The 12,942-nt window shown below is 59.4% G+C and carries 14 protein-coding genes, 1 tRNA gene and 1 pseudogene; 6 read left to right on the top strand and 10 right to left on the bottom strand.

All coding sequences use genetic code 11. The features are described from left to right. The 9 genes and pseudogenes from MIC97_RS20685 to MIC97_RS20645 form a co-directional block, all read right to left on the bottom strand. Positions 1-777, bottom strand: coding sequence for an AfsA-related hotdog domain-containing protein (locus tag MIC97_RS20685; RefSeq protein ID WP_239801854.1), 777 nt, complete (start codon positions 775-777; stop codon positions 1-3). Positions 778-1,082: 305 nt separating this feature from the next. Then, positions 1,083-1,159: transfer RNA gene (locus MIC97_RS20680), tRNA-Cys, on the bottom strand. 11 nt (positions 1,160-1,170) lie between these two features. After that, a complete protein-coding gene (locus MIC97_RS20675; protein WP_239801853.1) occupies positions 1,171-1,764 on the bottom strand; it encodes a hypothetical protein in 594 nt (197 codons plus the stop codon). Positions 1,765-1,902: 138 nt separating this feature from the next. Further along, a pseudogene (locus MIC97_RS20670) lies at positions 1,903-2,310 on the bottom strand (DUF2442 domain-containing protein). Continuing rightward, positions 2,303-2,467: a hypothetical protein gene (locus MIC97_RS20665; RefSeq protein ID WP_239801852.1), complete on the bottom strand. Its 165-nt coding sequence runs from the start codon at positions 2,465-2,467 to the stop codon at positions 2,303-2,305. Before MIC97_RS20665 ends, MIC97_RS20670 begins: the two are co-directional and overlap by 8 nt. Positions 2,468-2,833: 366 nt before the next feature. Further along, positions 2,834-3,127 carry a hypothetical protein gene (locus MIC97_RS20660; protein ID WP_239801851.1) on the bottom strand — a complete coding sequence of 98 codons (294 nt, stop codon included), beginning with the start codon at positions 3,125-3,127 and terminating at the stop codon, positions 2,834-2,836. After that, a complete protein-coding gene (locus MIC97_RS20655; protein ID WP_239801850.1) occupies positions 3,114-3,821 on the bottom strand; it encodes a hypothetical protein in 708 nt (235 codons plus the stop codon). The genes MIC97_RS20660 and MIC97_RS20655 overlap by 14 nt, the downstream gene beginning before the upstream one ends. Beyond that, on the bottom strand, positions 3,808-5,646 hold the full coding sequence (locus tag MIC97_RS20650; RefSeq protein ID WP_239801849.1) for a PcfJ domain-containing protein: 1,839 nt from the start codon (positions 5,644-5,646) through the stop codon (positions 3,808-3,810). Before MIC97_RS20650 ends, MIC97_RS20655 begins: the two co-directional genes overlap by 14 nt. Further along, positions 5,643-6,098, bottom strand: coding sequence for a hypothetical protein (locus MIC97_RS20645; RefSeq protein ID WP_239801848.1), 456 nt, complete (start codon positions 6,096-6,098; stop codon positions 5,643-5,645). Before MIC97_RS20645 ends, MIC97_RS20650 begins: the two co-directional genes overlap by 4 nt. A 190-nt stretch (positions 6,099-6,288) precedes the next feature. On the opposite strand from MIC97_RS20645, the gene MIC97_RS20640 reads away from it, so the two are divergent. After that, positions 6,289-6,891: a hypothetical protein gene (locus MIC97_RS20640; RefSeq protein WP_239801847.1), complete on the top strand. Its 603-nt coding sequence runs from the start codon at positions 6,289-6,291 to the stop codon at positions 6,889-6,891. Positions 6,892-6,916: 25 nt separating this feature from the next. Here the strand turns inward: MIC97_RS20640 and MIC97_RS20635 are convergent, their stop codons facing one another. After that, positions 6,917-7,816 (bottom strand): DUF3991 and toprim domain-containing protein, encoded by a 900-nt coding sequence (locus MIC97_RS20635; protein WP_239801846.1) that lies wholly within the window; start codon positions 7,814-7,816, stop codon positions 6,917-6,919. A gap of 531 nt (positions 7,817-8,347) precedes the next feature. On the opposite strand from MIC97_RS20635, the gene MIC97_RS20630 reads away from it, so the two are divergent. The 5 genes from MIC97_RS20630 (at position 8,348) to MIC97_RS20610 (ending at position 12,939) form a co-directional block, all read left to right on the top strand. Further along, complete coding sequence (locus MIC97_RS20630) at positions 8,348-8,815, top strand: MucR family transcriptional regulator (protein WP_239801845.1); 468 nt, start codon at positions 8,348-8,350, stop codon at positions 8,813-8,815. A 132-nt stretch (positions 8,816-8,947) separates the two neighbouring features. Next, the gene (locus tag MIC97_RS20625; RefSeq protein ID WP_239801844.1) at positions 8,948-9,544 is read left to right on the top strand and encodes a MucR family transcriptional regulator; all 597 of its coding nucleotides are present in this window, start codon (positions 8,948-8,950) and stop codon (positions 9,542-9,544) included. Positions 9,545-9,905: 361 nt separating this feature from the next. Beyond that, a complete protein-coding gene (locus MIC97_RS20620; protein WP_239801843.1) occupies positions 9,906-11,135 on the top strand; it encodes a GGDEF domain-containing protein in 1,230 nt (409 codons plus the stop codon). A 356-nt stretch (positions 11,136-11,491) separates the two neighbouring features. Continuing rightward, on the top strand, positions 11,492-12,223 hold the full coding sequence (locus MIC97_RS20615) for a LuxR family transcriptional regulator (RefSeq protein WP_239801913.1): 732 nt from the start codon (positions 11,492-11,494) through the stop codon (positions 12,221-12,223). Positions 12,224-12,273: 50 nt separating this feature from the next. Then, on the top strand, positions 12,274-12,939 hold the full coding sequence (locus MIC97_RS20610) for an acyl-homoserine-lactone synthase (protein WP_239801842.1): 666 nt from the start codon (positions 12,274-12,276) through the stop codon (positions 12,937-12,939). The last annotated feature ends 3 nt before the right edge of the window (positions 12,940-12,942 follow it).

Here is a 12,942-nt window from a genome sequence, read left to right as displayed (position 1 = left end):
CTACTCGGCGGCCTGCTGAAGTGCCCGTGCCTGCAAGGTAGAGGCATGGAATCCGGCATATGTCTTGACCGCCTTAATGCCCATGGCAACCTCCTTTTGCTGAAGTCGGGTGGCGTTAAAGAGCGTGTAATCGACGGCCAGAGTTGTTGTGACCGTTTCGTTCTGCATGACGTTCAGCTGCGCCGTGATGCTCATCCGATCCGATCGAGGCGAAGTGCAGGAAAGGGCGCGATATTCGATTACAGCGGGGATCGGGAAGGTGAATGCCTTGAAGGCAACCTCCATCTTGTTGAACACGACATAGCTGCGACGGCCGTCCTCGTGTTCCATGTGGCAAAGCTCGGATACGGCGATGAACATCTGCCGGCACGCTTCAACCAGAACCATGCCCTGCACGTGTTGTCCGGTCACATGATCGGAGATCAGCTCGTTGCCGGTGCTTATCAGCAGGTTTGCGCGAAAAGAGCCGTCGGGCTGCTCCTGCGGTATCGAGATCAAGCTGTTATATGGCTGATGCTTGTGTGTGAGCGACCGCGGGGCCCGTGGCCCATTCGGGAACGGCCGCCAGAAATGAAACGCCTCATCGAACCCATTGTGACGGGCAAGCGCCTCGATATCGGCGTAATCCGCCTCGGTCAAACCCTGACCTGGCAGGAAATAGTCATCGGCCGCAATGGCCTTGGCTTCCAGGCGGGCCCGCAATTCTGAGGCATCAAGCGCGCCGCATTCGCGGTTGAATTCCGAAAACACGTCTGCACTTACGATCCAATGAGGCATATCTTCCCCCTGCCCTTTGCAATTGACTTGGCTACAACTACACCTGACTAGAGGTTGCGATTGTGCCAGACAGAAACCTAACGTCAAGTGGTATTTCTGAAGGAAACACCAGATAAACGACGGTATTGTGAAACAGGGAAAGGAGGCGTCAGAAAACAGGATGCCGTGCGAGATACAAAAAGATCCACCTTTGAGTCTGTTTTTCGGTGTTTCCTATCTCACCAATCTAGTCGAGTTTCGATACCCGCAAATGCGAGCGTTAGTGGTTTCACGTAACGCTATCTCCCGCTGACGGCGCGGGGTTTTGGAGGCCTCGCCCTGGATTCGAACCGGGGCTGGAGAGGATTTGCAATCCCCCGCGTGACCACTCCGCCACGAGGCCATTGCCCGATGCTAGGTGGCCAGGCTGTTATCTTTCAGTGCCGCAAGTGCGGCATTTTCTGTTTCGGCCGGAACTCGTTCGCGGGGCACAGGGGTTGGTGCTGTCCAGTCGCCCTCCCCTGCGACGCGGAAACGCTCTATCGCCGCCTCGACGGCCGCCTGGTCGATCTCCTCCGCATCAACGACCAGCTTGACGCCGATGCCATAGCGATACGTCCGATCGGACTTAAAACGCTCATGAACGGCAGGCGGTTCGTTCGCGATGATCTGCGCTTTCAATTGCTCCTCGTATTCGCGAAACGTGAGATCGCCAAAGGCGGGATACCGCTGCTTTTTGCGTTGCACCGACCGATATATCTTATGACGGCCGACAAATATCGGCACAACATCCATCCGAAACTCTTCCTCGCGGTCCTCTTCGCTCATCAACGCGGTTGCCCGGTCCCAGGCGATCGCCTCGACCTTGTCCCAGAAATCCTTGCGCGCCGTGATGATCTCGGCATTCCAGATCGTGCGACCGTCGAGACCGGGGAACACGAAGTCGAACCATTGATTGTAGAGAGCCGGCCTGCCCGGTTCATCGAGAACCTGATGGCTGGTGAACATGCCGCCATAGACCGGCCTGTCACACAGCACCTTCCAGCGGAGGCGAATGAAGGCATCCCGCTGGCGCCGGGGCGAGAGCGAGGAATAGAACGGATATTTCTGCGACTTGCAACGACGGCCCATTGATCGATCTGCCTTCTAGCCGTGAGATGTCATGCGCGGCCGGCCGCCCTTCGCGCCATTCGCCCGTGACGCAGCGGCCTTTGCTGGCGAAGTCGCCTGTCCCGCACGCCGCGCCATGTATGCTTTCGTCCCGAAGAACCCCGCCAGCAAGTCCGGGATACAAAGATCGACGTCCAGGGCCTCCCAATGCAGGCCGTAGCCACGGCCCAGGATTTCAAGCGCGGCGAGATGGTCGTCGGTCGCGTCTTCCAGTCCTTGCGCCATGCGTGGCGGAAAAGCGAAGGTACATCCATTCGTCAGATCGACGATGACCCGACCACTCCGCTTGTCGTAACGGGCCGATGCTGCGCGCGGCTCCGTTTCCTACGCAATCCAGCCGCGTTCCATGGCGGCGTCGATTTCCATATCCGTCAGCTCAACCATGGATTTGCCTCCATCTGTCCAGAAAGCTTGGACGCTGCTCGGTGACAATCTGCATTGGGCGGCGCACAACGTTTCGTTTCATGCCTTCAGCCCAGATCAGATCCGGCACGCCATCCGGGCAAATCAGATTGATCTTGACCTGGCCGTCATCGAACACATGCAAATGCACCGGATCATGATCGTCGGTAGAATAACGACGCTCGGGCCGTATGCGCGATAGAGTGTGACCAAAGACGCAGATAACCTATCATGATGGGTTATTCAATTCCAACCCCGAAAGCTCCTGACCTGCCCACACCATGATTGCAGCAGCACCTCGATGCATCGGCGTGTCGACACAGTTTGGCGGGACGCGGCTCTTCATCGACGCCAAATATGATCGGGCCGCCGACTGGTACGAGTGCTATGCCGCAGTCGCCGTCCCCGCGACGCCTTTGTCGCTGGCGCTACCCTCTTCGATATTCATTTCGGTTGTGGAACAGGCAGGGAAGCCGATCCTATAAGGGCGACGTTGCCGCCTGACCTACCAGTCGAAGCGGGGCAATTCTTCAACCTCGTCCCCGTCACAGTCGAGAAGCAGGTAATCGTATCCCTGCTTGCGGGTCCAGGTCATGACCGTGAAAAGATCCGCGGGGATTTCGTCTTTGCCGATCCCGGCGTTCTCATCATGGGCGTAGAGAAACCAGCCATACTGGCCATAGGGTCCGCCAAGACACGGCCAGTCACCGGCTGGAATGTTGTCGAGACGTCTGGCAGTTTCCTCACTGACATGGCTTGTAGAGAGGACAATGTACCGACGAACATCATGCGCTGACATGGTTGACCTCCTGAGTGATCTGGGAAGGTGGAAAGTCGAGACCGAGCTTTCGGGGCGAGGTCGCCTGCAACATCCAGCGTTCACCCCTGATCCGTCGCAGGAACTCGGTTGCGGGCGGCACGCGGCCCAGAACCTCCTGAACATGGCGCTCGGCAACAACGCGGGTAGGAACTGCGCGCCGGTCATCGATGAGGATCACCGGGCCAAAACGCGCTTCGGCTTCGAAGACGCCGAATGCGTGATGGCGAAACGCCAGATGCTCATTGCCGTCGGCCCAGCCAGCGGTCGCCAGAAACCAGCGATGGAGCGGCAGAAAGTCGGAAACCTTCCCGCCGAAGCGCATGACGCTTGCCTGCGCCAGATCCTCTGCATCCGGTAATTCGGCAGGCAGCCAATCCGGCGCATCGAAGCCAACGAGCCAGTCCCTGGCATGGACCGTGTGCGGGCAATCTTCCTCGAGGTGCTGCAGGCCGAGCGTCATAGTATCGACATCGACGCCATCGCTGTTTCGGATGTCGGCGCCGAAATGCGCCATTGCCTCGGCAGCGCCTTCAAGGTGATGTCGCAATGCCCGGTGGGTGAACCGGCAAAGGACAGCCTTGCTGGCGTCGAACCAGGAATGCAGGGCAAAATAGTCCTGCCATACACCACCATGGATGCGGGCAGACGAGCGGGCGTGATCATAGGGATGCATGATTGGTCTCCTCGGAAAAGCGCAGTGGACTGGGAGTGAGCGACAGTTGTCGTGGCGGAGCTTCGAGATGGGCAAGCGTCGCATCGATGGCCGCGACGAGGCCCGCTTCCTTAGCCCACGCATCGAAATTCGATGGCGTGCCCCGCGGCAATAACGGTAGGTAGAAGTCGAAGACCTCACGTGCATGGTCGATCGACAGGGCTTTGCTGGTCCACCCGCCATCCCAGGTGTCGCGCATTTTCTTGCGATAGACGGCAATACGGGAGGCATTGACCGGATGGTCGCCATTGCGGATCGCTCGAAGAAACGAGCGCAACGGATCATGCAGATGTGCAGGCGGCGCCGCGTTGCGACGCGCCTTGAACTGACCGACCTCGATGGTGATCGAGGAAAGGTCGGAACCGAGCTTCAGTTCCACGGTCGCAACTCGTCTGCCGTCTTCTCTCAGCGAGAGGATCTGCGTATCGCCGCGGCGGCAGATCTCGTAATATCCACCGACGCAATGGTCGAGCTCGCGGCCTTCCTCGACGAGATCGGTTGCCCACGACAGCGCCACGATCTCGAAGCGTCCGCAACCGGATTGCCAGGGCGGGCATAGAGCTGGCCATCCGGGCTGTTCGGCGCGGCGCTCATGCCGTAGGGCGGACAATGAGGCGACACGCCTGTGCCAGAGACCGACGGCTTCATGAAAAGCCTTCGGACGGCGCGAGCCAACAATTGCCTTGCGCAACGCAGCGAGCAGACGCTGTCTCGCCTCGCCCCCACCGTTGGTGCCATCGAGTTCGATGCTGCTGATGAAACGGTGAAGCTTGCCGTCGGGCTTGTAACCTCTCAGCCGCATACGTTCCGTGACGAGGGGACACAGGAGATCGTCGCGTAAAGCATTCAGGGCATCGGTGACACCGGCGGTATTTGCGTCAAGATAATCTGACCTGATCAGGTGCTGTCGTTGACCACGCACCCAGATCGACCGTTCCCAGGCCGCGGGTTGAGCCGGTCTGCCTTCGCCCGGCCATTCGTGCAGCGGCACCTCATGCGCTTTGAGTTCCTGGACGGCGACATGGAAGTCCGTTGGTATCTCGATGGCGTGTCGCAGGGATCGTCCCTGGCGCATGGCCCGAAGTTCCGCCACTGTCAGATTATGGCGCTTCGTCAGAAGCGGCGCGAGCGGCATTCCAGCATCGATGGCTCGTGTGACTTCCTCGTCCAGCAAAGTTCCCGAAAGCGCGCTGTACAGAACCATCGCCTGCCGGCGGCGCAGAAGGATGTCTGCACGGTTCACGTGACCGCTGGTCTCAGTTGCGAGCAACCACGCCGCCACCGGCGTGAGGCTATACCGCAGGAACATGGCGTCCGGCAGATCGCGGCGAAAAACACTGCCCATATGGGCCATGGCAAGTGCCTGTGATCGTGCGGAAAGGGTCATGATCGCCTTGGCGATGATTTCGGCTACCGCGGTCAACTCCTGCCATTTGGCATCGGTCGAGAGAAGCGCGATGCTCATCTCCGAAAAGCCCTGGCGCTCGACCCAGTCTCCGAAGGCCGGAAAGCTGGCCGGTCGTGGGCTGGAGGCATAGTCGGCCGCCGTTTCGGCGATCAAATCTGCCAATTCCCGGGCAAGAACATCCTTGCCGATCGATGGTACGGTGCGAATTTCCGCCTCGATCCGGCCATCGCTTGCAACCGCAAGAAGCTTGATCTCGGTGAACGCCACCACGGTGGCAAATGCGGCGAGTTCTGAGGGCCGCTGCGCGAGCCATGGACACGCATTCAACAGCAAGGACGAGGCGTCGGATTTGAGGCGCTTCCAGGTCCGGCGGGTCATGGCGACACTTCCCCGGCGACAACCGCCTGAACAGGCAGGTCCACCTCATTCTGATCGCCATCGAAAGGCTCGTCGTCGGAGAAAGCCCCATCATCCTCGTCATCGCCATAGTCGCCGTCCTCGCGGAATGTCATGTCGCATTCGATCGCGAGATCTTCCTCGTCCTCGAATGGGCGAACATAGACCGTGCCGTAGCCCCCCTCGTTGTTGACCCAGTCGCCTTCGGGGGCGTTTGCAACGATGTTTTCCAGAAGCTCAGGCAGGCGCCGGATCTGTCCGGTATCGGAGATGAAGATCGGAATGTCCGGAAGGTCGTGGCTGGTTGGATCGTCCCTGAATCGGACCCGTTCCAGTGTTGTCTCACCGGAATCGCCGCCACCACTTAAGGAATATTCGATTTCGGAGATGTGCAGGGCGCGCAGGATCGCGCCCAACCGTTGCTTTAGTTCCATTGTCTTGCCCCCTTGGGTGTTGAAAACACCTTCGGGCGCCCGCCTCTCCGCCCGGGCGGGTCAAGGGCCGGCTTCAGCCGGGCGAAGCTTCACCCTTGACGCGACCGGCGGGCATGCGGCAGCCGGGTTTGCTTCTCCTCTCCCCTTTCCCTTCCCTAATTTAGCCGCACGGCGCGGTTGTCATGTGTGGATGAAACACGCTCTTGCCATTGCATTCATCTGTCTCGGAACGGTTCCCGCCATTGCAGGTGGGACTGAAGACCCGGCCCGGGTCGATCCGCTTCTGGACTGTTCCACGCCAATTCTGGATGCAGACACGCCGGAGCGGGCGAGTATCCTCCGGGTCCAGGCAGGGGCTGATGCGCTCGTGAAAGACCTGCGACAGACCTATGCGTCACGCTTAGCAGGTCTATTCTGGGATCAGCAGGAGGGCGCCGAAAGCAGGCTCGTCTTGCGCCTCACCGGAGACGAACCGGTGGAAGCACGCGCACTTACGGTTTGCGGCGAACCCCTGACTGTAGAGTTCATTGCTAGCCAGATGCATACGAGAGAAGAACTCCGGAAGCTCCACAGCGACAATCTGGAATGGCTCCGGGGGAAATTCCCTGGCCTGCAGGGGACCTATGCGGACGAACGCACCGGCGAGATCGTCCTGGAGATCTACACGCCAGAGGCTCAAGGGACCGATTTCGAAGCTCTGCGACAAGGGGCAGAGTCAAGGCTTGACGCGCCATTGCGGATCGAGATGACGACGGCAAAGGTCGGGCTTGCGATCCTCAATCGCGCTCCATGAGCGCAGGGCCTCGTGATCTGCCCGATCAAGCGTTTGCCGCCTCCTGCAGCATCGCATTCCAGTCGTCGGAATCCGGCTTCAACCGCTGGAATTCACAGTTGTCTTCATCCGCAAGCTCGCGCAGACGCGTGACGAATACCTCGCCTTGCGGATTGGCGTCGGTGGCCGCGACAAGGCGGAAATCCGGCCGCGCGGCTAGAAGCCGGATGGCGGCGTCGGTGGCCGGCGACCAGCCGCCGCCGGTGCTAACATAAAGAGTATCGCGCCTGACCTTCTCGATGGCCGCAAGGCTCATGGCGTCGATCGCCGCCTCGGTGACGCAGACGCGAGCGGCGGTCTCCGAACCGAGCCGGAACAGCACCTTGCTGCCTCCGGCCGCAAAGCCCCGCCACTCGGGACCACGTTCCTCCCAGCCCATGACCACACCCGTCGCATCTGTGTGCGCGGCCCACATGCTGCCGCGCGGCCCTTCCCTCAGAACGTTCTGGCCAATGGCGGTCCGAATGACCTGCTCGGGGATATGCCGCTCGTCGCGCAGATAGCGCCAGGTCGCCGATCCGCGCCATGGCTTGCGGCGCGCCGCCCATCGGTCCGGGATCGACAGGTCGGGTACGGTCTCACGCGACCGGCGCTTCCATTCGGGTTCGCTCGGCTCGAAGCCGACCAGGGAGGCGACCTGCACGAAGGCTTCCGGGAAATCGCAGCCGTCGAGATGCTGGACCAGCGAATAGACATCGCCCTTGGCGTCGGACAACGGGTCGAACCAGCCCTTCCCGTCATGAATGACGATGATGATGTGGTCGCCGCGGCGGTATTTCACCGCCTTGCGCGTGCTCTCCTTGAGATCGACCGCAAACCCGCCAGTCTCCAGCACCGCAGCACAGCCGACCCGGCCGCGCAGTTCTTCTATATCCGCTTTTTCCATTTTCCTCTCCCGGCCGGTTTTGCCGGGCCTTTCCTTCAGATTAACGCCTCCGCATAGTTTGCGGAACACCCCGCAACAGCCGCGAAGAGCAAGGGGCGCAAGGGCGCGGCTTCAGCCGCGGCGCAGCCTCCCTTGCGGCCTGCCGCTCGCAAGTGGCACGGCGGAACCTGGCGCATTCTCCAAAAACACTGATTTCGTCGGCAGAAGGAACTTCGGTCCATGTTCAGCGGCCTGGGAGGACATCACCGGCGTGCGCAGGCCGTGGAAGCGCTGCCAGGTCGGGCTCGAACGAGGACGGCCATTACAATAATTTGGTCTCAGAGCGAGTTGATCAGTCCAATCAGGGCTGGCACAAGGGAGCCACGTTAACGAGAAAAGAAGCGGTTTTTCGCCGGGCCATATTATTCGGAAGAAGGAGGTCGCAGAAAACAGCCTTGCAGCCGTTCTGCCAGGGCGACGAGAGTCTATGCGAAGACTTATTCCTCCCGTACCGACAATGGCGCCGCGACAGTAACGGAGCCGGACAACAAAATGACTGAAGAGCATCCGCACGCAGCCAAAATCGTCGGTCTCACCGCTGAGATCGTGGCCGCGTATATCAGCAACAACGCCGTTCCCATGGGTCAACTGCCAGACCTCATCGCCGAGACATATTCGGCGATCGTCAAGGCTTTGGCAGCATCACGTCCCGTGCAGCCGGAAGCAAAGCCGGTCCCAGCGGTGCCTGTCCGCAAATCAATAACACCGGATTTCCTGATCTGTCTCGAGGACGGTAGAAAGTTCAAATCGTTGAAGCGCCACCTTGCCACGCATCACGATTTGACACCGGAGCAGTACCGAGAGAAGTGGAAGCTCCCGGTGGACTATCCCATGGTGGCTCCGAACTACTCGGCAGCACGATCGGCTCTGGCAAAGAGCGCCGGCCTTGGGCGCAGACCGCCGGCAGAGCAACCGACAACTGCTCCCAAGCGACCAACCATAAAGCTGAAGTTCAGCTAAGTGGGCGCGCGACGACACCCACGCCAATCGAACTTTGACATATGTGACAATTCAAAGCAGGTTGCATCGACACCGCTGGGTTATTCGGGCGGCCGGACGACATGGGCTTCAACACAACCAAGGGAAAGACGAATGCCAGACGGTGATAGACCTGACCTCACAACCCTGACCGTGCAGCTTTTGAGCGCTTATGTCACGAATAACGCGGTCCCCGCCAACGGGCTGGCCGATCTAATCCGGACGACGCGGGCAGCACTTGCCGAGGGCGACGACAATGTCGCTGTCGAGGTCGAATCCCAGCCGGACCAGGAGCCGGAGTATGTCGCCGCTGTGCCGGTCCGCACGAGCCTAGCATCGAGGGATCATATCCTGAGCATGATCGATGGAAAGCCATATAAAACGCTCAAGCGACATCTGTCGACCCATGGTCTAACCCCGGAAGAATATCGGATCCGATACAAGCTCCCGCACGATTATCCGATGGTGGCGCCGTCCTATTCTGAACAGCGCAGAAAGGTGGCCAAGGAGCTCGGGTTGGGTCGAAAGGGCCAAACGGCTCGGGCAGCGGCCGATGCGGCACCGGTAGAGAGTGTGGCATCCGAGCCCATCGCGCCGATCCCAGCCCCGCGCAAGAAGCGGACGCCCGCAAAGAGAGCTTCTGAGGGAGCAAAGGGATCCCGAAGCACCACAAGAAAGGCTCGCGGCTCGACCACGCCTGAGGCGAGTTGACCGAACAATCGCCTGAATGGCTGTTATATAGCTCCTTGCACGAGGGCGGATTCGCCTGCTGGTATTTTGGCGGCCAGCGGCGAGGGAGTTCGGATGAAAGTCGTGCCCGGCATTGGACTCGCTGGTCTGACCTGGGCAGACAAGTGCTGAAATGACCTCCCTTCCAAATATATACTGAAATATATTGATTCTTGGCCCTTGTTTATCTTGATGATTTAAGTATCGGCCTGACGAAAGGCAGTTATCAATTCGCATTTGAGATAATCGATTCACTACATCTTATAACCACTCCCTCAGGTTAGCGGCATCTGGGAGAGTGGGATGCAGCCCTCCCATTGGATTTTTGTGGGTTGCGGTGGCGATGGAAGAGTCGGCAAATACAGTTTTTCTCTCTCTGGTCGGGTCAGGGCTTCTTGTCCTGCTTGCTTTTGCCTACATCGGAATTTGGTGCCTCGATCGTAGTCGGCAGGCTCTCCTGGTTTTCGCTGCCATGTGCGTTGCGATTCTGCTGGGAGAAACAGTTTGGATTCTGGGCGATCCTGACCACACGACAGCTGCCGGTTTCGTGCGCATCGCGCTTCATACTCTTGGCGTGGTCTTGCTTTGTGAGGGAGTCTTGCGGCGGCGGATGTCCAGGCCTGTCCATCTGATAGCCGCATCCGGAATCGTTGCAATCGCTTTGCTGGCGGTTCTCTTCTGCATCTATGTGGCCGAGAATGCGGCGATGCGCAATTTCGTTCAGAGCGCAGCCTGCGGCGCAGCATTGTCAGTAACATGGTGGCAGATCCGGGCCGCACCGCAGTCGCGTTTCGTTGAAGAACTCCTGGCCTGGCTGCTGGCGTTGCTTGGTCTCGCCTTTCTGATTGACGCTGCCTTGTGGACAGGCGAGTTACTCGCAGTCCTGTCGGCATATGATTTGGAGCTTCTCCACCAGATCGTCCGTTCGGCAATGCTCGCTAATGGAGCCGGACTTGCTGTCACCATCCTGGTCGCGACAATCACCGAGATCGTTGAAACGCTGCGTCAGGAGCGCGACGTCGACCCGCTGACCGGCGTGTTCAACAGACGTGGGTTTGACGCCCATGCGGCAACGGCATTCTCGCGGGAGGCCGTGGCCGGTCTGGTGCTGGTTGATCTCGATCATTTCAAGCGGATCAATGACCAATATGGCCATGGTGTCGGGGATGACGTGCTCGGGCGCGTCGGCGCCGCGCTGCGCGGCGTGGCCAACGGCCGCTGCACGATTGGACGGATCGGAGGGGAGGAGTTCGCGGTGCTGCTTGTCGGCTGCACCTTGCGAGAGGTTTCGGAGTTTGCAGAGCTGCTGCGGGTCTCGATCGCCGGAGTGTCGATTGCGGTTGGCTCCGTTCACATCGGCGTCACCGCAAGTCTGGGCGTCGCAACGAGAAAGCATGACGACTCGCTACGCGCGATGATCGCCCGCGCCGATGCGCGCCTTTATGCCGCGAAGTCTCGAGGAAGAAACCGTCTGGTGAGTGTCGAGTCGACTGCGGATAATGTGACAAATGTGGGACCAGCTCTTTGCGATGGACTGCAGGTTTCAAGCCTGAAATGGCCGCTATACGGTTAGCAGGGTTGTCGTTGCTGCACAAAGCAGTGGATAGGTTTTCGTGTCTGCGACCGGTCATATGGGCGAAATGAACCGGCGGTATGCTCGAAAAGATGGGCTGCTTCAGAGCTTTGGCGAGTTATCCGCCACCCGGACTGAATATCTGCAACTCCAGAATAGTCCCATCCACGGGTCGTAGCGTCGTCTCGCGATGCCACGCCGAACGACCCAGTTGCGGGGAAACTGGCAGCCCGGGCCAGAGTAAATTGACGGCTCGGAATGGGGGAAGACTTTTGGATATCGGCGCAAGCGGGCGTCGTGTCGTTGGCTCCCGAGTGGAGCAGAACGACGACAGCCGCCCTGCCTCAATTGAAGGGATCGCTGAAGCGCTGACCGTTCTGGACGCGCTCCGGGCGTTCCAGCAGCATTATGAAGGAATCTCCTTTGTCACCTATCATCTGGCGCGGACCATAGCCGGGAAGGTCGACGCGCCGTTCGTGCGGACCACATATCCGGATTCATGGATCGCTCGATATCTCCTGAAAGGATATGTCGAAATCGATCCGATCGTGCGGGATGGCTTTTCCCGCCGGCTGCCGTTCCATTGGCATGAAGCTACCGTGGGCCCGGATGCCGCCGCCTTCCTCGCCGATGCATCGGCACATGGTATTGGAGGTCAGGGTTATTCGATTCCTGTCGTGGACAAGGCGCGGCGCCGCGGCTTGCTTTCCATCAATTCAGCTTTGCCGGTCGGTCAATGGGCGGCTCTCGTGCAACGACACAGGCAGGAATGGGCATCGCTCGCGCAGATCGTGCACGGCAAGGCGATCTATGAGCTCCATGGCGAAGCCGATCCTGTGCCAGCGCTTAGCCGTCGGGAACTCGAGTGCCTTCACTGGACCGCTCTGGGCAAGGATTTGAAGGACATTGCTCTGATGCTGAACCTGTCCGACCACACAGTTCGCGACTATCTCAAGTCGGCCCGGCTGAAACTGGGCTGCGCAACACGCTCGGCAGCGGCCACACGAGCGATTCACCTCGGGATCATAACGCCTTGGCCAAGGCAATCCCCCCAGAACGCGGGCTCCAGAGGGGGGAATACCCGCTGATTTTTGCCCGGAGCATTGTTTCCGCACTGCCAGAACGATGGAGTGCGAAGATGATTGTTTCAATACAAGCTCATGAATATGCTGCCTATCCGGAAGTGCTCTCCCAGATGTTCCGGACTCGAAAAGCTGTATTCTTTGACGCTTTGCGTTGGCGGGTTGAGGCGGATGGCGATTTCGAACGCGATCAATACGACGATATGCAGCCAGTTTATCTGGTGTGGTGCGATTCGAACCGAAAGCGCCATTATGGAAGCATGAGGTTGATGCCGACCACCGGACCGACCCTTCTCTACGATGTGTTTAGGCGGACATTCCCTGATGCAGCCGAACTGTCGGCGCCCGGCATATGGGAAGGAACCCGTATGTGCATCGACGAGACGGCACTGGCGCAGGACTATCCGCATATCTCGCCGCGCCAGGCATTTTGCCTGCTTCTCATTGCGCTATGTGAATTTGCTCTCGCCAACGGCATTCACACGATGATCTCGAACTACGAGCCTCATGTTGAGCGGCTTTACCGGAGAGCTGGCGCGACCGTCCATGAACTTGGGCGGGCCGACGGGTTTGGCCGATTCCCGGTATGTTGCGGAGCGTTCGAGATTTCTCGCCAGGTGCTCTCTTCCATGCGCGCAGCGCTTCGTCTGTCAGAGCCTCTGTACGATCGGACAGCTCGACCGCTCCGGAGCATTCTCGCGGATTATGCCAAAGCTGCTTAAGGC

Source organism: Aquamicrobium sp. NLF2-7, assembly GCF_022359935.1.
Classification (GTDB): domain Bacteria; phylum Pseudomonadota; class Alphaproteobacteria; order Rhizobiales; family Rhizobiaceae; genus Mesorhizobium; species Mesorhizobium lusatiense.
This window is presented reverse-complemented; position numbering and strand designations above follow the sequence as displayed.